This window comes from Novosphingobium sp., from assembly GCF_049240505.1.
Lineage (GTDB): Bacteria > Pseudomonadota > Alphaproteobacteria > Sphingomonadales > Sphingomonadaceae > Novosphingobium.
On sequence record NZ_JBMLSM010000001.1, the window covers coordinates 16991 to 34921 of the forward strand.

Annotated in this window: 18 protein-coding genes and 1 tRNA gene; 7 read left to right on the forward strand and 12 right to left on the reverse strand. The window is 61.2% G+C overall.

The window, feature by feature from the left end:
- Positions 1-2 precede the first annotated feature (2 nt).
- Positions 3-1328, forward strand: a complete 1326-nt coding sequence (locus tag ACOVQ0_RS00075; protein WP_421878408.1) for a sensor histidine kinase — start codon at positions 3-5, stop codon at positions 1326-1328.
- On the opposite strand, the gene ACOVQ0_RS00080 is transcribed toward ACOVQ0_RS00075, so the two are convergent.
- Positions 1325-1858: a VOC family protein gene (locus tag ACOVQ0_RS00080; RefSeq protein ID WP_421878411.1), complete on the reverse strand. Its 534-nt coding sequence runs from the start codon at positions 1856-1858 to the stop codon at positions 1325-1327. The genes ACOVQ0_RS00075 and ACOVQ0_RS00080 overlap by 4 nt on opposite strands.
- A complete protein-coding gene (gene hppD, locus ACOVQ0_RS00085; protein ID WP_421878414.1) occupies positions 1855-2973 on the reverse strand; it encodes a 4-hydroxyphenylpyruvate dioxygenase in 1119 nt (372 codons plus the stop codon). The genes ACOVQ0_RS00080 and hppD overlap by 4 nt, the downstream gene beginning before the upstream one ends.
- Positions 2974-3228: 255 nt before the next feature.
- Here hppD and ACOVQ0_RS00090 point away from each other — a divergent pair, with 255 nt between their 5' ends.
- Positions 3229-3462: a hypothetical protein gene (locus tag ACOVQ0_RS00090; protein WP_421878416.1), complete on the forward strand. Its 234-nt coding sequence runs from the start codon at positions 3229-3231 to the stop codon at positions 3460-3462.
- A gap of 11 nt (positions 3463-3473) precedes the next feature.
- Here ACOVQ0_RS00090 and ACOVQ0_RS00095 read toward each other — a convergent pair.
- The 3 genes from ACOVQ0_RS00095 to ACOVQ0_RS00105 form a co-directional block, all read right to left on the reverse strand.
- Positions 3474-3548: transfer RNA gene (locus ACOVQ0_RS00095), tRNA-Thr, on the reverse strand.
- A 55-nt stretch (positions 3549-3603) separates the two neighbouring features.
- A complete protein-coding gene (locus ACOVQ0_RS00100; RefSeq protein ID WP_421878419.1) occupies positions 3604-4476 on the reverse strand; it encodes a hypothetical protein in 873 nt (290 codons plus the stop codon).
- Positions 4473-5795 (reverse strand): replication-associated recombination protein A, encoded by a 1323-nt coding sequence (locus tag ACOVQ0_RS00105; protein ID WP_421878423.1) that lies wholly within the window; start codon positions 5793-5795, stop codon positions 4473-4475. Before ACOVQ0_RS00105 ends, ACOVQ0_RS00100 begins: the two co-directional genes overlap by 4 nt.
- A gap of 99 nt (positions 5796-5894) precedes the next feature.
- Between ACOVQ0_RS00105 and ACOVQ0_RS00110 the strand changes: the two genes are divergently transcribed.
- Both ACOVQ0_RS00110 and ACOVQ0_RS00115 read left to right on the forward strand, forming a co-directional pair.
- Positions 5895-6542, forward strand: a complete 648-nt coding sequence (locus ACOVQ0_RS00110) for a PadR family transcriptional regulator (protein WP_421878425.1) — start codon at positions 5895-5897, stop codon at positions 6540-6542.
- An 86-nt stretch (positions 6543-6628) separates the two neighbouring features.
- A complete protein-coding gene (locus ACOVQ0_RS00115) occupies positions 6629-7087 on the forward strand; it encodes a hypothetical protein (RefSeq protein ID WP_421878428.1) in 459 nt (152 codons plus the stop codon).
- Here ACOVQ0_RS00115 and ACOVQ0_RS00120 read toward each other — a convergent pair.
- Positions 7084-8286 carry a glycosyltransferase family 4 protein gene (locus ACOVQ0_RS00120; protein ID WP_421878462.1) on the reverse strand — a complete coding sequence of 401 codons (1203 nt, stop codon included), beginning with the start codon at positions 8284-8286 and terminating at the stop codon, positions 7084-7086. The two genes, ACOVQ0_RS00115 and ACOVQ0_RS00120, sit on opposite strands and share 4 nt — an antisense overlap.
- Before the next feature lie 174 nt (positions 8287-8460).
- Between ACOVQ0_RS00120 and ACOVQ0_RS00125 the strand changes: the two genes are divergently transcribed.
- A complete protein-coding gene (locus ACOVQ0_RS00125; protein WP_421878431.1) occupies positions 8461-9336 on the forward strand; it encodes an outer membrane protein in 876 nt (291 codons plus the stop codon).
- 67 nt (positions 9337-9403) lie between these two features.
- Here ACOVQ0_RS00125 and ACOVQ0_RS00130 read toward each other — a convergent pair whose 3' ends face one another.
- The 3 genes from ACOVQ0_RS00130 to typA form a co-directional block, all read right to left on the reverse strand.
- Positions 9404-10171: a class I SAM-dependent methyltransferase gene (locus ACOVQ0_RS00130; protein ID WP_421878434.1), complete on the reverse strand. Its 768-nt coding sequence runs from the start codon at positions 10169-10171 to the stop codon at positions 9404-9406.
- Positions 10137-10481 carry a hypothetical protein gene (locus ACOVQ0_RS00135; RefSeq protein ID WP_421878437.1) on the reverse strand — a complete coding sequence of 115 codons (345 nt, stop codon included), beginning with the start codon at positions 10479-10481 and terminating at the stop codon, positions 10137-10139. Before ACOVQ0_RS00135 ends, ACOVQ0_RS00130 begins: the two co-directional genes overlap by 35 nt.
- A gap of 195 nt (positions 10482-10676) precedes the next feature.
- Entirely contained in the window at positions 10677-12503 is a 1827-nt protein-coding gene (gene typA / locus ACOVQ0_RS00140) for a translational GTPase TypA (protein WP_421878441.1), read from the reverse strand.
- A 352-nt stretch (positions 12504-12855) separates the two neighbouring features.
- On the opposite strand from typA, the gene ACOVQ0_RS00145 reads away from it, so the two are divergent.
- Complete coding sequence (locus ACOVQ0_RS00145) at positions 12856-15540, forward strand: TonB-dependent receptor (protein ID WP_421878444.1); 2685 nt, start codon at positions 12856-12858, stop codon at positions 15538-15540.
- A 56-nt stretch (positions 15541-15596) separates the two neighbouring features.
- Here the strand turns inward: ACOVQ0_RS00145 and ACOVQ0_RS00150 are convergent, their stop codons facing one another.
- Together ACOVQ0_RS00150 and ACOVQ0_RS00155 are read right to left on the reverse strand one after the other, a co-directional pair.
- Entirely contained in the window at positions 15597-16310 is a 714-nt protein-coding gene (locus ACOVQ0_RS00150; RefSeq protein ID WP_421878447.1) for a L,D-transpeptidase family protein, read from the reverse strand.
- A 113-nt stretch (positions 16311-16423) separates the two neighbouring features.
- Complete coding sequence (locus ACOVQ0_RS00155; RefSeq protein ID WP_421878450.1) at positions 16424-16732, reverse strand: hypothetical protein; 309 nt, start codon at positions 16730-16732, stop codon at positions 16424-16426.
- A 272-nt stretch (positions 16733-17004) separates the two neighbouring features.
- Between ACOVQ0_RS00155 and ACOVQ0_RS00160 the strand changes: the two genes are divergently transcribed.
- The gene (locus ACOVQ0_RS00160; RefSeq protein ID WP_421878453.1) at positions 17005-17595 is read left to right on the forward strand and encodes a hypothetical protein; all 591 of its coding nucleotides are present in this window, start codon (positions 17005-17007) and stop codon (positions 17593-17595) included.
- A 76-nt stretch (positions 17596-17671) separates the two neighbouring features.
- Here ACOVQ0_RS00160 and infC read toward each other — a convergent pair.
- The coding region (gene infC, locus ACOVQ0_RS00165; protein WP_421878456.1) for a translation initiation factor IF-3 at positions 17672-17931 on the reverse strand (260 nt) is incomplete at its 5' end.

Genomic DNA, 17931 nt, shown 5'->3' on the forward strand with positions numbered 1-17931 from the left:
CCATGCGTCTCACGTCCCTTCGTGGCCGCTTTCTTCTGTCGATCCTGCTCTGGGTCGGTCTGGGTATCGGCGCGATCTGGTACTCCTCGGTGCGTCTGTTCACCAGCCACGTCGAATCCCAGTATCACGAAGAACTGGAGGTTCACGTCCGCGAACTCGGCGGGCTGACCGTGCTCGACACGCAAGGCCGCCCGCATCTTACGCGCCCTCTCTCCGATCCGCGCTATGCCGAGCCGCTTTCCGGCTTCTACTGGCAGATCACACGCCCCGGTTTCGGCACGCTCAAATCGCCATCGATGACGCGCGGCGCGCTCGATCACGATATCGCGCGTTCGCCGAAAATCCTGCATCGTGTTGCCGATGGTCCGACTGGCCCGACCATCGTCTACGGCTTCATTCGCCAAGCCCCCAGCGGTGCGCCTGTCCACTTCGTGATCGCCACCGACGAGCGTCACCTTGAACGCATCATCAGCGCCTTCACCCGCGAACTCACCGTCTGGCTCACCCTGCTGGCGCTCGCGCTGCTGGCCAGCGGCCTTGCAATCATCACGCTTGGCTTCCGCCCCTTCAATCGCCTCACAGCGGCAATCGACACCCTGCGAAAAGGCGAAGCGCGTCGCATCGCGGGGCGCTACCCTGACGAGATTCAGGCCGTCGTCACCGATCTCAACGCCTATGTCGATCGCAATGCCGAAATCGTCGAGCGAGGTCGGGTGGAGGCAAGTTCGCTGGCCCACTCGCTGCGCACACCGCTCGCCGTGGTTACTGATGAAGCTGAGCGCCTGCAGGAAGCAGGGCAGGGCGATGCCGCGCGCGTGTTCCTTGACCAGTCCGGCCGGATGCAGCGCCAGATCGACTACCACCTCGCGCGCGTCCGTTCGGGCGGGTCAAAGGCAGGAGTTCCGCCGCGCGCCCGGCTCGATGACGTGCTGCCCCCGCTGCTCGATGCCATGCGGCGCTGTCATCCCGACAAGCGGTTCACCGCGCATTACCCCAACGGCCTCAGCGTGCCGATGGACGCCGACGATCTCAGCGAAACCCTGTCCAACCTGCTCGACAACGCAGGCAAATGGGCGCGCGCGCATGTTCGTATCGAAGCGCACGAGGCCGATGGCGGCCATCGCATCGAAGTGCAGGACGATGGCCCCGGTATCGAACCCGACCGGCGGGAAGCCGTGTTCGAGATCGGCCACAGCAGCGATGTCGCCCACGGCGGCTCAGGCCTAGGCCTCGCCATATCTCGCGCCATTGCCCGCGATTATGGCGGTGATGTGACGCTTTCCGAAGTGCACCTGGATGGCCTCAAGGTGGTCCTGACGCTGCCTTAAGGCTCCTTGTGCAGCCATTCAGCGTGCTTGGGCGCACGCTTGGTCCGGCTCCATTCGTCCAGCATTACCGGCGCGAGGTCTGCCAGCTCGGCATACTGCTCCGCCGTGCCGATATTGCACGCCAGTTCCAACCGGTGCCCATTGGGGTCGAAGAAATAGATTGAGCGGAAAATGCCGTGGTAGGTCGGCCCCAACACATCGATACCCTCAGCCTCCAGATGCGCCTTGGCCGCCAGCAAAGCGGCTTCGTCCTCCACCTCGAACGCCAGATGCTGCACCCACGCGGGCGTATTTGTATCGCGCCCCATCTCGGGCTGTCCCGGCAGTTCAAAGAATGCCAGCACGTTTCCGCCACCACAGTCGAGGAACACGTGCATATAGGGATCGTCCTCACCGGTGGACGGAACCTTGTCTTCGGCAAAAGCAGTGGTGTAGCGCATTCCCATCACGCGCTCGTACCATTCCACTGTCTCCTTCGCATCGCGGCAGCGATAGGCAACGTGATGGATGCGCTTGATTTGCGGGATCATTCCGCCGTCTCCTTTACCTGCAGCACCCCGCGCCGCATCTGGTCGCGCTCCATAGACTGGAACAGCGCCGTGAAGTTCCCCTCGCCAAAGCCTTCATCCTTCTTGCGCTGGATGAATTCGAAGAACACCGGCCCGATCTGCGTTTCGGAAAAGATCTGCAAGAGAAGTCGCGGATCGCCTTCCTGAGTAGACCCGTCCAGCAGGATGCCGCGCCGCTGCAATTCGTCCACCGGCTCGCCATGCCCCGGAAGGCGTTCGTCCAGCATCTCGTAGTAGGTCGCTGGTGGGGGCGACATGAACGGCGTGCCTGTCGTCTTAAGCTTGTCCCACCCGCCGATCAGATCGTCACAGGCAAAGGCGATGTGCTGAATACCCTCGCCGTTATAGGCGCGCAGAAACTCTTCGATCTGACCACCGCCGGCCTTTGCTTCCTCGTTGAGGGGAATGCGGATCTTGCCATCGGGCGCGGTCATCGCCCGGCTCGTCAGGCCGGTATATTCGCCCTTGATGTCGAAATAGCGAATTTCACGAAATCCGAACACGCGCTCATAAAACGCGGCCCAGTGCACCATGCGCCCGCCATAGACATTGTGCGTGAGGTGATCGATCGTATGGAAACCCGCCCCCACCGGATGCCGGTTCACGCCGGGCAGATATTCGAAATCGATGTCATAGATGGAAAGATCGCCCTGCGGCGCACCTTCGTAACGGTCGATCAGATAGATGATCGATCCGCCGATTCCCCGGATTGCGGGCAGACGCAGTTCCATCGGTCCGGTGCGGACTTCCACCGGCTCGGCCCCGCGCTCCAGCGCCGTGGCATAGGCCTTGGCCGCATTGCGCACCCGCCAGCCCATGCCGCAGGCCGAAGGGCCATGCTCCGCCGCGAACCACGCCGCAGGGCTGCGCTTCTCGTAATTGGCGATCAGGTTGATCCCGCCCTGCCGCCAGAGTTGCACCTGCTTGGACCGATGGTTGGCAATGCGGGTAAAGCCCATGCGTTCGAACACCGGCTCCAGCGTTCCGGCGTCGGGCGCGGAAAACTCTATGAACTCGAACCCATCAAGGCCCAGCGGGTTCTCGAACAGGTCGGTGGATGCTTGCTGGTCGGCCAAACTCTCTCTCCATAAGCGCGCATAACGGCAACGCTCTCGCACAAAACTGGTTTCAGTTTATACCATATCAAGGAAAATGTCCCGCGCAATTCGCGCCCCATATGCAGCCATCCGAAACGTCATCGCGATTGGCCGAAGCGTGCAGGCTGCTATCGCCGCGAAGCAGACGCGCTATTTCTACACCGACCTTGCTTGTGTATTTCTACGATGGCATACCAATGCTTGAATTTCATAAGCTTATGGTATGCCCGCCACATGCTGCACGGTTCGCTTAACCAATCCAGCGAAATACGCCTGCGTGAAATCGCGGGTAATCTGCGGCGCGCGTTTTCAGTCCCCGCCGATCATGACATAACGCTGTCCGACCTTACCCTCGCGCTAGACTCTCCCGAGCTCGCCGCCATCTTCCTCGAAATCCGCGCGCTGCGGCAGGAAGAGCTCAAGCGACTGGAGCGTCTGCTCTCGCGGATTGCCGATAACGATCCGTAGATGTTGGGAAATGGTGCGGCTAGAGGATTCGAACCCCTGGCCCCCTGATTACAAATCAGGTGCTCTACCAACTGAGCTAAGCCGGCCCGCGCGATGCGTGATGCGCGCCTTAGCGGCACAGATCGCGCTTCACAAGACTACTTACGCCGCCCCGAACGTCCAACCTTCGGTCTGCGCGATTTCCGTCGTCAGTTCACGCGGCTGCCACAGTGTGCGGTCGTGGGCGGAATTGCGCAGCCATGCGGCTGTCACGATGGCGTCGCAGGTATGATCATCCAGCAGCCCCGCCAGCCCGGAAGGAGCAGAACCCAGCCTCTGCAAAGCCATGTCGAGGTCAACGGCAGAGCGAATCTTCGATCTGTTGGCGCTGCGGCCTGCGGCCATTGCGGCAATGGTGGTATAGATTTCGCACACGACCGGGCCTTTGACGGGCAAGGGATCGACTGGCCAGACGCTCACGTTCTTGCCCAGTCTGTGCAACATCCGCATTCCCGAAAGGCTGGATTTGCCGACTTGTGCTGCCCCAACAAGGTTGAAATTCGAATAGGGCTTGCACCCCATCCGCCTTTGCGCCGCTTCGGTCACGCGAAAGCGCCCCGCGCCGCCGCCAAACTGTGCGCCTTCACGCCCACCGTGCCGTCGGAACCATGCCGAAAGGTCTGGATGATCGACAAGCGCCGAAACGCCCAGATGCGGCTCGTCAGCACAGATCGAATCCACCAGCTTCCACAATTCACGTGCCGTTGCGGGGCTTTCGGGCCAACCGGGAAAGAAGCCACCCCTGTCTACAAATGGCAGCGATATGCCAAGGTCCATGCCGACCAGCGTATCGTCAGGCAAATCGTTGCCCAGGAAATCCAGCACGTCATTGCGGGACCAGCGGTGGCCGGGGCGCACGATCTGCGGCGCCGCCTTGCCGCGCCTTGCCCATGCCAGTGCAATCCCCTTTTGCCGCTCACCCGCTGCACCGGACCAGTCGATCGCCACGAAATGGCCGAAGCGGTCCGGCGTCACGCCCCGCCGCGCTCGCGCCGTTTGCGGTCCCACCATTCCAGCCGCTTCATCACTTCACGCTCGAATCCACGCTCCACCGGTGCGTAATAGGCCTGCGGCACCATGCCTTCGGGCCAGTAGTTCGCCCCGGAAAAACCGTCTTCGGCATCGTGGTCATAGGCATAGTTCTTGCCGTAACCGATATCTTTCATCAGTTTGGTCGGCGCATTGAGGATATTGGCGGGCGGCATCAGCGATCCCGTTTCGCGCGCCGATTTCCACGCCGCCTTGTGCGCCATATAGGCGGCGTTCGATTTGGGCGCGGTCGCGATATAAAGCAGCGCCTGCACGATGGCCAGTTCGCCTTCCGGGCTGCCAAGGAACTCATAGGCATCCTTCGCGGCAAGGCACTGCACCAGCGCCTGCGGGTCGGCCATGCCGATGTCTTCCACCGCCATCCGCACCAGCCGCCGCAGCACATAAAGCGGCTCTTCGCCCGCCACCAGCATCCGCGCCATGTAATAGAGCGCTGCCTGCGGATCGGACCCGCGCACCGATTTGTGCAGCGCCGATATCAGGTTGTAGTGGCCCTCGCGGTCCTTGTCGTAAACCGCCACGCGCCGCATCAGGAACTTGCCCAGCGCTTCGGGATCGAGCGGCGCGGGCAGCGACACGTCGAACAGCATTTCGGCCTGATTGAGCAGGAACCGTCCGTCGCCATCTGCCGATGCGACCAGCGCCTCGCGCGCGGGCGGGGTGAGGGGGAGCCGCAGGCCGGTGATGTCCTCGGCCCGGTCCAGCAGGGTGCCCAGCGCCGCCGCATCCAGCCGGTGCAGGATCAGCACTTGCGCGCGTGATAGCAGCGCGGCGTTCAATGCGAAGGACGGGTTCTCGGTCGTCGCGCCGACCAGCGTGACCGTGCCGTTCTCTACAAAGGGCAGGAAACCGTCCTGCTGCGCGCGGTTGAAGCGGTGAATTTCGTCCACGAACAGCAGCGTGCGCCGCCCGGCCAGCGCCATCGCCTCGGCTTCGGCAAAGGCCTTTTTCAGGTCCGCCACGCCCGAAAATACCGCGCTGATCGCGACATAGCGCATCCCCACAGCTTCGGCGAGCAGGCGTGCGATGCTGGTCTTGCCGGTTCCCGGCGGTCCCCACAGGATCATCGATGTCAGCTTGCCCGCCGCCACCATGCGTCCGATCGCGCCGTCCGGCCCGGTCAGATGATCCTGTCCGATGATCTCGGTCAGGTCGCGCGGGCGCAACCGATCCGCCAGCGGCGCTTCGGCGCTGGCTTCGGGTGGAGGGCGGTCCTGCGGGGGCGAAGCGAAGAGGTCGGCCATGTCCCTGCGAAATAGGCCCTGCGTGAAAAAATTGCACCAGCCTCTTGCCAGATCATTTTAAAGATATATCTTATACGCATCATGAAAGGATATGAATACATGAGATTCGAACACGATTCATTGGGCCGGGGTCGCCATAGGGGCGGTCGCCATGCCATGAAGATGATGGCGATGATGGGAGGGCGCTTTGGCGGTCCTTTCGGCAAGGGCGGACCATTTGGTGATGATGGCCCGTTTGGCGGTGGCTTCGGCGGCGGTCGCGGTGGACGCGGCGGTGGGCGTCGCGGGGGTCGCATGTTTGCCGGTGGCGAACTGCGCCTGCTCCTGCTTCACCTCGTCGCGCAGCAGCCGCGCCACGGCTATGACCTGATCCGCGCGGTGGGTGATCTGGCGGGCGGGGAGTACGCGCCCAGCCCCGGCGTCGTCTATCCCACGCTCAATCTTCTGGTCGACGAAGGCCTGATTGCAGAGGAAGCTGGCGATGGTCCGCGCAAGGCTTTTGCCGTAACCGACGCTGGCCGCGCCGAACTCGTCGACAAGGACGCCGAGATCGATGTTGTCGTCACTCGCCTCAAGGCGCTTGGTGAACAGCGGGATCGGGCAGAAAGCCCGCCAGTGCGCCGCGCGATGGGCAATCTCCACGCCGTGCTGCGCAACCGGGCGATGGCCAGTGGCTTCGACACCGAAACCGCGCACGCCGTGGCCGACATTCTGGATGAGGCCGCCCGCAGGATCGAACGCCTCTGATGCTCATCGAATCCGCGCTATCGCGGCGCTTTGACGATGCTCTGCTGCATGGTATCCTCTCCTCCGATCAAAGGGGGAGGGGACACATGCAAAACCTCGAATCCACGCCAGCCGCAGCCCGTGCGCCCGCGCATCTGTGGATCGTCGGCGTTATCAGCCTGCTGTGGAACAGCTTCGGCTGTGTCGATTACACCATGACCAAGCTTGATCCGGCAGGCTACATGCAGTCGATGGGTATGGGGCAGGCGGAAGTCGCCTATATTCAGGCGATGCCGTCGTGGCTCAGCGTGTTCTGGGCGCTTGGCGTATGGGGATCGCTGGCCGGTTCCATTCTGCTGCTACTGCGCTCGCGCCATGCGGTTGCGGCCTTTGCCGTCTCGCTGCTCGGCCTTGCGGTCAGCCAAATTTACCAGTTCACCGACAGCGCGATGCCTGAAACGATGAAAGGCGGCGCGATGATGGTGATGACCGGCGTGATCTGGGCCTCGCTGCTGTTCTTTCTGTGGTATGCCAACCGCATGAAGGCGGCGGGCGTCCTGCGTTAACGCCTGATCTGTTTGGCCTTTTGGCGCACCAGCCGCAGATAGGTGTCGGCCACGGCCTGATTGATCCGGTCCCACGAAAAGTCGAGGCTGCGTTCTTCGCCGGCCTTGCCGTGCCTGGCGCGTAAGGCGGCGTCCTCAGCATAACCGCGCAGTGCTTCGGCAAACTGCCGGACCGCGCCCGGCGTGATTAGTCGCCCGGATACGCCATCGTCGACAAGGCTCTGGCTCCCCGTGGCCGCCGCCGCCACGACCGGCACCGCGCAGGCCATCGCCTCAAGCGTGACGTTGCCGAACGTTTCGGTGATGGAAGGGTTGAACAGCACGTCCATGCTCGCCACCGCGCGGCCCAGATCGTGCCCGCCTTGAAAACCTGCGAACACCGCGTCGGGCAGGCGCGCGGCGAACCATTCGTGCGCGGGGCCTTCACCGATCACCAGCACGCGATGCTTCACACCCTTGCGCACCAGCTGGTCGATCGAGTCCGAGAAGACGTCCAGCCCCTTTTCCATCACCAGACGGCCAAGGAAGCCCACCACCACTTCGTCATCCGCGATACCAAGGCTGCGCCGCCACGCCATGTCCCGCGCGCCGGGATGGAAGATTTCGCGATCGACCCCGCGTGACCAGATGTCGATATCGTAGTTCATGCGCTGATCGCGCAGCACTTGCGCCATCGATTCCGACGGGGCGACCAGCGCATCGCAGCGGCGATAGAACCGCCGCATCAGTGCTTCGACCACGGGTTCGGCCCAGGCCATGTTGTAATAGCGGAAGTAGGTTTCGAAGCGGGTGTGGACCGAGGCGAGGATTGGCAGCTTGCGATGCCTCGCCCACGAAACCGCGCGGTGCGCCACCACATCGGGCGATGAGACGTGGACGACGTGCGGATCGAACGCCTTCAGATCGCGCCGCACGCGGGGGCTGAGCGCCAGCGGGAAACGGTATTCCGCCCGGCCCGGTATCGCGAACGAGGGGATGCCGATATGCGTGCCGGTGGCCGGAAACGCCGGGCTCTCAACCTTGGGCGCATAGACCCGCACGTCCGCGCCCTGCCGCAGCAGATAGCCGACCAGCCGGTTCAGCGCCTGGTTCGCGCCATCGCGCACATAGTTGTAGTTGCCGCTGAACAGGGCAACGCGCAGTCCCGATAGCGCGGTGGGGAAGGCGGAAGGATCAGGCTGGGTCATCGCCTGCGCCATAGACCCGCGAAACATGAATGGCGAGTGACAGCGACACCGCGCCCGGAGAATTTCCACTTCATCGCAGTTTTGCGCATGTTTGGTCCGATGCGGCGACGAACCCGGAAACCTTTTTGCCGCCCGCCGGTTTGACCGGGTGAACGCTCCAAGGCGTTAACAGCAAAGGGAAAATTCATGAGGTTCAACAACCTTTTCGCGTGGCCGCTGGCCGCGACGGTCGCGCTCGTCTCGGTTCCGGCGCTTGCGCAGGACGCTTCGGATACATCGACCACGACGACCGCCGACGGCTTCGACCGCGACAGCCATTTCAGCGGCATCTACATTCAGGGCTTCGGCGGCCTTGGCGTACCCGGTGAGAATGGCAACACGTTCGGCTTCGATACCGACCGCAACGGCACCTACAACGAACAGGTCACCACGCTGGCCGGTGCCAACGCCTTCTCCCCCGGCTTCTGCAACGGCGCACGCGGACGGACGCGCGATCCGGGCTGCGCGCCGGACAAGGCCGGGGCCGAATATGGTGCGCGCATCGGGTTTGACGCGCGTTCGGGCGGCATGGTCTTCGGCGCGCTGGTCGAAGGTTCGCGCAACGAGGCCAAGGAGCGCGCCAGCGCTTTCAGCACTACGCCCGCGTTCTACCGCATCGACCGCTCGCTCGACTACGCGGTGTCGGCCCGCGCCCGCGTGGGCTTCACCCCTGGTGGCGGCGCGCTGTTCTACGGCACCGGCGGCGTGAGCTATGCCAAAATTGACCACGATTTTACCACCAGCAACACCGCCAATTCATTCAACGAAAACAATGATGGCGACATGGTGTGGGGCTGGCAGGCGGGGGGCGGCACCGAAGTGATGCTGACCAACAACGTGTCGCTGGGCCTCGAATATCTCTACAGCCGCTACAAGGACGACAAGTACAGCGTCTCGGTGGGCCAGGGCACCGCGCCTGCCACCAATCCGTTCCTGCTGAACGGGGGCGGCACAAACATGCGCATTCAGGACAAGTATTTCGACACCCACGCCGTGCGCGCGGTGGTCGGCCTACGGTTCTGAGCGGCCTGCTCGTTGCGCATGAAAAGGGTGGCGATCTTTCGTCACCCTTTGTCTTGCCGCTACCGCTTCACAATGTGATGTGAACTACGTATCCGAAGCTGCGCAGCGGAAACATCCATTCAATTGCACGTATAGCCGATTGTACCAGCTTGATCGCTAGCCGCTTAACACCCTTCGAATCTAACAACATTTCAGTTGCATAGAAGCGATATGGTATGATTTCCCACGAACTGCATTCCGCACGCTTGCACAGCATGTTCAATGTTTTGAACGTTGATGTCAGCAAGTGATCGGGATGTTGTGCTTCGCGACCGACCGTTCCCAGCAACGCATTGGCGAAGGCTACACCATTGGGCGTCGAAAGAATAAGTAGGCGTCCCGTAAACTTTGCTTTCATTGCGCGGATAAATGCGAGCGGGTTTTCAAGGTGCTCTATAAATTCGCCGGCAACGATCACCTCCACTGCTCTTTCCTCGTCGGCGGACAGATTTGGAGAAAGACCATCACCTTTGACGATCCTCGCGTTCGGACCTGTGACGAGGCCTCCGTCTGGTAGGGTCGAAGATGAATCAACACCCAGAACAGTATTAGCCACGCGTGCTATGCGCCGGTGCAGCCAATCGTCTGTCCCCTGCTTTTTTACTGCTGTTTCGTCGAGGCATCCAATATCCAACACGTTCTTGTCACGGCAAAGGTTTGCGATGAAAGCAACGCGCTCGACAGGTCTCTGCACCGGGATGCGCTCCAGCGTGCGATATTCAAGTTCAGGATAACTGCGCATGGCATGAATTCTCGCGCTTTTAGACGTGGGGGGTGTCCAAATCTTGTCGTTCATCAACCGGAGGCCCGGCATCCGCAAAGCATTGTCTGCACGCATCAGAAAATCCGCTGGAATTTGCCCTGTCTCGCCCCGGCACGAGGTTGCTTGGAAATAAGCCTGATAGTCGGGTGATCGAACGCTTCAGGATCATCGGTTCGGATCCGGGAAATTTGCTGTGAATTTCCGTGGCACGTTCGATCGGAAGAATATCGCGGATATGGCATGAAAGGGTAGTTCCATTTATTCGGAACGTCGCAGCGACTTCGGTTGCCACCTCTTCAAGCCGTTTGGCAATGAAATCGGCATTCTGATTGCGGTCAGGCAACGGTAAACTCCCTTCACCCGCACCTTTGTCTTAACATGGTTAACAATGCGTTTCGACAACACGAGCCGATCCGGTTTGTTACTGCAGACTGATTGTTTTGCACACATTGAGCTTGCTGACAGCGCAAGTTCAATGCGGTCTATTGCTGACCGGAACAAAAAGGGCGGCCATTTCTGGCCGCCCTTTGGTGTTTGTTTATGCCGCTTCCTTCTTCCTGCTGGCTTTCTTGCGTTCGTTCGGATCGAGGATCGCCTTGCGGATGCGGATGGACTTGGGTGTCACTTCGACCATTTCATCGTCGTCGATATAGGCGATGGCCTGTTCGAGCGTCATGATCTTGGGCGGGGTGAGGCGGATGGCGTCGTCCTTGCCGGTCGAACGGAAGTTCGTCAGCTGCTTGGACTTCATCGGGTTGACTTCGAGATCTTCGGGCTTGGCGTTTTCGCCGATGATCATGCCTTCATACAAAGGCGTGCCGACGCCGACGAAGAGGATGCCGCGTTCTTCAAGCGGCCCCAGGGCATAGGCAACGGCTTCACCGTTGCCGTTGGAGATCAGCACGCCGTTCTTGCGGCCTTCGATCTTGCCCTTGTGCGGACCGTACTTTTCAAACAGGCGGTTCATGATGCCGGTGCCGCGCGTGTCCGACAGGAATTCGCCGTGGTAGCCGATGAGGCCGCGCGACGGGGCCGAGAAAGTGATGCGGGTCTTGCCGCCGCCCGAGGGGCGCATGTCGGTCATTTCCGCTTTGCGGATGGCCATTTTGTCGACCACGGTGCCCGAATATTCATCGTCCACGTCGATCATGACGGTTTCGTAAGGCTCGGTCCGGTTGCCGTCTTCGTCTTCGCTGAAGAGAACGCGCGGGCGGCTGATGCCGAGTTCGAAGCCTTCGCGGCGCATCGTTTCGATCAGCACGCCAAGCTGAAGTTCGCCGCGACCGGCCACTTCGAAGCTGTCCTTGTCAGCGCTTTCGGTGATGCGGATGGCGACGTTCGATTCGGCTTCACGCTCCAGACGGTCGCGGATCATGCGGCTGGTGACCTTGCTGCCTTCACGCCCCGCCATCGGCGAATCGTTCACGGCAAAGCGCATCGACAGGGTCGGCGGATCGATCGGCTGGGCCTTGATCGGCACGGTCACTTCCGGTGCGGCGATGGTGTTCGACACGGTGGCGACGGTGAGGCCGGCCAGCGAGATGATGTCACCCGCCTTGGCTTCATCGACAGGCACGCGATCAAGGCCACGAAAGGTCATGATCTTGGACGCGCGGCCGGTTTCGATAACCTTGCCTTCGGAATCGAGCGCGCGGATCGGATCGTTCACGCGGATCGTGCCCGACTGGACGCGGCCGGTGAGAACGCGGCCCAGGAAGTTGTCACGATCGAGCAGCGTGGCGAGGAACGAGAAGGGCGCGTCTTCATCGAGGTTCGGCGGCGGCACGTGATCGACGATGAGCTGGAACATCGGTTCCAGCGTGCCTTCGCGGCGCGCGGGATCGGTGCTGGCATAGCCGTTGCGGCCCGAAGCGTAGAGCACGGGGAATTCAAGCTGTTCGTCGTTCGCATCGAGCGTGACGAAAAGGTCGAACACTTCGTCAAGCACTTCCTGGATGCGCTCGTCAGGACGATCAACCTTGTTGACGACGACGATGGGCTTGAGGCCCAACGCCAGCGCCTTGCCGGTGACGAACTTGGTCTGCGGCATCGCGCCTTCGGAGCTATCGACCAGCAGGATCACGCCATCGACCATGCTGAGGATGCGCTCAACCTCGCCACCGAAGTCGGCGTGGCCGGGGGTGTCGACGATGTTGATGCGGATGCCGTTCCATTCGATCGAGGTGGGCTTCGCAAGGATGGTGATCCCGCGTTCCTTTTCCAGATCGTTGGAATCCATCGCGCGCTCTTCAACGCGCTGATTGTCACGGAAAGTGCCGGACTGGCGGAAGAGCTGGTCAACCAGCGTGGTCTTGCCGTGGTCGACGTGGGCGATGATCGCGATGTTGCGCTGCTGGGCGGACATGAAAACGGGCTTTCGGTTTGGAATCGGGTGGGAGATCGGGACAAGCACAGGCCCGCTCCGGTATCGGCGCGCGCATAGAGGAGATTGTGCGTTGCGGCAAGCACGCTGAATCGGGAGAGCGCGTTGCGGCAAGTTTGTTGGTGGTGGCTCTTCAACCGGTTGCGAGTGTGACCGGATTGCAACAGCGCATGGAAATGCATGATGAAGGTGCGCTATCGGACAGGACCACGATTGTTAGGGGGAATGCAGGTGTTTATCACTGTGCATGGGAAACAAGGATGACCTGCGGCTGCCTACGGGCGGCCTCTAACACGGCTTCAACTGCCGGAATGATTTAAGGAATTTTGCAGCGATGACACTCGAACTTGGCCGCCGCAGTGGCCGCACCGCGCTTCTCGTCGGAGCTTGCGGGCTGGCTCTCGCTTTGTCTGCCACCGCGCGGGCGCAGGATGCCGAAGCGGGCGAAGTGGCCCAGCCGGCAACCGACATGCCCGAAACGGTGGCGACCGGGAACGAAATCATCGTCACGGCAACCAAGCGCGCGCAGACGCTGCAGGATGTGCCGGTGGCGGTTTCGGTGACGACGGCCAGGACGCTGGAACAGGCTCAGATTCGCGATCTGAAGGATCTGGTCAGCGTAGTGCCATCGCTCCGCGTGACGCAGTTGCAATCGAGCGCGAACACCAATTTCATCATTCGCGGCTTCGGCAACGGCGCGAACAATGCCGGGATCGAGCCTTCGGTCGGTGTGTTCGTCGATGGCGTGTACCGCTCTCGCTCTGCCGCACAGATCGGCGATTTCCCCGACGTTCAGCGCATCGAAGTGCTGCGCGGGCCGCAGTCCACGCTGTTCGGCAAGAACGCCAGCGTTGGCGTGATCTCGATCGTGACCGATGCGCCGAAGTTCGATTTCGGCGGCAATGTCGAGGCGAGCTACGGCAATTATAATGCGCTGGTGCTGAAAGGCGTGGTCACCGGGCCGGTGAGCGAGCAATTGGCGGTGAGCCTTGCTGGCGGCGTGAACAAGCGTGACGGCTATAACGAGGATCTGGGCACGGGCAACGCCACGAACGAGCGCGACCGCTGGTTCGTGCGTGGGCAGGCGCTATGGGAGCCGAATTCGCAGATGCGGGTGCGCCTGATCGGCGATTATTCGAAGATCGACGAACTGTGCTGCGGCGTGGCCAACCTGCGCCCTTCGGATGCCACGCTGGCGATCCGCGCGCTGGGCGGGCAGGTGAACGGGCCGAACGAGGTCTATGCCGACCGCACCTATTCGAACATCGATTCCACCAACGATATCAAGAACTGGGGCTTTTCGGGGCAGGTCGATTATGATCTGGGGCCGCTGACCTTCACGTCGATCACCGCCTATCGCCGCACCGATGCGGTGACCAATCAGGATTCGGACTTCTCAAGCGCCGACCTTATCGGGTTCAATGCGCAGGATCAGGCGATCAAGACCTTCACGCAGGAACTGCGCGTCGCCACCAATATGGACGGCCCGCTGAACTTCCTGCTGGGTGGTTACTACTTCAACGAAAACATTCGCCAGACCAACCAGATCGGCTGGGGCACCGATGCGCGCGGTTATGCCGATTTCATTATCCGTGGCTTGACCCAGAACACCCAGTCGTTGCCGAGCATCGAAGCGACGATCAGCGGGCTTACGGGCACCAACTATACGGGCCGGTTCTTCGCGCCTGGCCAGAAGCTGGACGAACGCTATCGCCTGAAGAACGAGGCCTATTCGTTCTTCGGCCAGGCCGACTTCAAGCTGGGTGACAAGATCACCCTAACCGGCGGCGTGAACTATACCAAGGATACCAAGAACTTCGCCGCAGCGGCGGATTCGAGCGACGTTTTCGCCAATCTCGATCTGGTGCAGATCGGCGGCACGGCGCTGAGCCGCACGTTCATCTCCACCGCTCTGGGCACGACCAATCCGGCGACGATCGCGGCATTTGCGCAGGCCAATCCGGCACAGTTCGCCGCGCTGCAGACGCAGGCTGCAGGTTTTGCCGCGCTTAACGCCAACCTTTCGACCGGCGCGGCGGCAGCCGATGCCAATCCGCTGACGGTGGGTAACCCGCTGCTTGGCCTGCAGCGGTTGCAGTTTCTGCCGCCTTTCCTTGCCCTGCCAAACGCGGTGGAGCCGGGGCGCACCAGCGATGACAAGTTCACCTATATCGTCCGCGTTGCCTATGACCTGACTGACGACATCAACGTCTATGCCAGCTACGCGACCGGGTTCAAGGCAAGCTCGATCAACCTTTCGCGCGATAGCCGTCCGTTCCCGGTTGATCGCGCGGCACTGATCGCCAATCGTCTGACCGTGGTGAACCAGACCTATGGCAGCCGCTTTGCCGGGCCGGAAAGCTCGACCGTCTATGAAATCGGGCTGAAGGCGGACTGGGGTCTCGTCACTGCCAACATTGCCGCCTTTGACCAGCGCATCAACGGCTTCCAGTCGAACACCTTCACCGGCTCCGGCTTTGTGCTGGCCAACGCGGGTAAACAGTCGGTGCGCGGGCTGGAGTTCGAAGGCACAGTCAAGCCTGCAAAGGGCCTGCAACTCAATGTCGGGATGACCTACCTCGATCCGAAGTATGACAGCTTCGTTCTTTCGGCGGTGGGCGATCTGTCCAAGACGCGTCCGGCGGGCATCCCCGCCATTTCATCGACCTTCGGCGCATCTTACGATCACGAGTTCAACAGCGGTCACCATCTGATCCTGCGCGGCGACTTCCACTATGAATCGCCTGTGCAGATTGCCGAAGGTATGCCCGGCTTCCTTGAAGGCGGCACGCAAGTGGCGATTGCCGCTGCACGGCCTTATCGTCGCGAGGTGAACGAGTTGAACGCTTCGCTCAGCTGGGTCATGCCGATGGGGTTGGAACTGACAGTGTGGGGCCGCAACCTGACGGATGCGCGCTATCTTCTGCAGATTTTCGATACTCCGGCACAGCCCGGTTCAATCTCCGGCTACACAAGTCAGCCACGCACGTATGGCGTGGCTGCGCGCTACCGGTTCTGACCTGAAAGCAGGTTAGGGAGAGGGGAAGGGAGCTGCGAGGCTCCCTTCTTCGTTTTTCAGCGCGCCGTTTCGGCCAGAGGCCTTGCGTGGAGTGGCGGAAAGGCGGCTTCCAGGCTCTTGGTGTCGGGCAGGATGTAAACGTAGCCGCCCTTCTTGCCGAACATCGGGGCGATCTTTCCGCCATAGATGGCCTTGGGCACGTTGATGCAGCCAAACGTCACGCGGTTGTCATCTATGGCGGGCGACAACATGCGTTTGGTGCGGTTTTCCTTGTTGCCTGCCGGAATGGTATGGATGGCGACGGAAGTGGCATAGTCCACCCACAGCACCTTGGTGTTGCCCGCAGCCTTGCCGAACTTGGCAAGGAAGCGGCCTGCGGGTGTGGTCTTTTCAGCCGGACCGATCTCGGAAAGGTTTTTCGTGCCGACGCCCGGCGTGGCATCGTCGCCTTCGGCAATGCCGATGAGGACCGGGCCACTGGCGACGGGTTTGCCACCAGCATCATAGACAAGGATCGTCGCGGCAGGTTTGTCGATCACGATATAGGGCAATGCCTGATTGTCACCGCTTTCAGCAACCCAATTGGTCACGCGCTGAGCGGCAATGCTCAAGGGCGGAAGTTCAAACGGTTTAGAAGGGATGGCCTGCTTGCGCGGAACGCTCTTCTTTTTCGTCGATGCTGATTTGGCGGGGGCGGCGGATGCATCTTCGGTAGCAAGCGGTGAAATCATCAAAGCCAGTCCGGCCAATGCGCCCAATACTTTCGCCATAGGTTTTTTAGCTCAATCTCTCATGGGGTGCCGGGCGGGCAACAGAGGTCTGCGGAACGGACCATTCTGCCGCCCGCCCGGCGGGGAAATCTACGTCAGTGTATTTGCGCGCCTCAGTTGCGGGCCCGCTTTTGCGGCTGCTGCTGCATCTGCGTCATGCGCTGATCCATGCTGTCCACGCGACCGGTAAGCTGGTCGATGCGCTGGGTGTTGGTTTGCGCTTGGGCATTTGCTGCCTGAGCTTCACCGCGTGCAGCCTGCGCAACGCCGTCAGTTGCCTGCAAGCGGCCTTCCACCCCGTCGATGCGCTGGTTTACCGTGGCGATCTGCTCGTTGACATAGCCCTTGGTGGCACAACCACCCAGTCCGAGCGAACCTGCCATGATGGCAATGGCGGGGATGATCTTCAGAGACGGCATCATATATTGCTCCTTGTTGGTTTTTTTGGCGAACCGCGGCGGCAACGATCGGTTTCACAAAAAGGGCATGGCTGAATCGCTGGAGCGTGGCGGAAGGAAGGCGGATGGAATGGGATTGATAAAAGGCGCATGTGTTTGCCGGTGAAGCGTTTTTTGGGATCGACAAGTCGAAGGCCGGTGGATGGTGCGCCGTCGCATAGTGACGCACGGCACAGCCAATACCCTTGTGGATGAGGCATGGTTCATCGAGAGGCGCGGAAAAGCAGGTAAATCGTATGACGCTTATGGTCGGCACAACCGGGCGGTTTCACGGCAACGTCACGACGCTCAACTGGATCGGCACAAAGCCGCCTGCTGCGGTAGAAGCGAGCCTTGGCTATGGATCGGGGCGTCTTTCAGCAGGCTACAACATTCTCGTGCTCAAAGAAGCGCTGACGGCGCTCGACTTCGAATTTGATGGCACAACGCTGCGGTCAGGCGGCAGAATGGGCCTGCCGGCGAACACCATTTCCGAAGATGAGCGCAGGAAGCGCGTTCACGACGCGATGATCAAGGAATACGGCGAGGCGGGTTACCGGCAGTTGCAGCACAAAGCCCTGGCATCGGCGCAGCTGACCGGCCCGAACCGCATCGCCAAGGTTCTACCCAGAATGCCGCATGACAGCGACATGGCGCCCAGCCATCAGTATCCGATGGGGGGAGGCGGTTTGCAGTGGAAGCTGCTTCGTCCGGGCAAGATCTTCGTCGTCGCATTGTTCGTCCGCGCGGACGGGATTGCCGAACTGCCCGGTCGTAATGTCGATATTCGCCAGACAGCGCCCTATGAAAACCGCCGCGATGTGATGCAGTATCTGCAAATGGCGTGAAACTGCACTGGTATGGCCAAACGAAAAGGGCGCGCCTTGCGGCACGCCCTTCAGGCCTTCTGCGATGTTCCCGCGCTTATTTCGGCGCGAGGACCATGAGCATCTGGCGACCTTCCATGCGGGGGAAGGCTTCGACCTTGGCGATTTCCGCCACGTCGTCCTGAACCTTGCGCAGCAGGTTCATGCCGAGCTGCTGGTGCGAAAGTTCGCGGCCACGGAAGCGCAGGGTGATCTTCACCTTGTCGCCTTCACCGATGAACTTCACGACGTTACGCATCTTCGTGTCGTAATCGTGGTCATCGATGTTCGGACGCATCTTGATCTCCTTGATCTCCT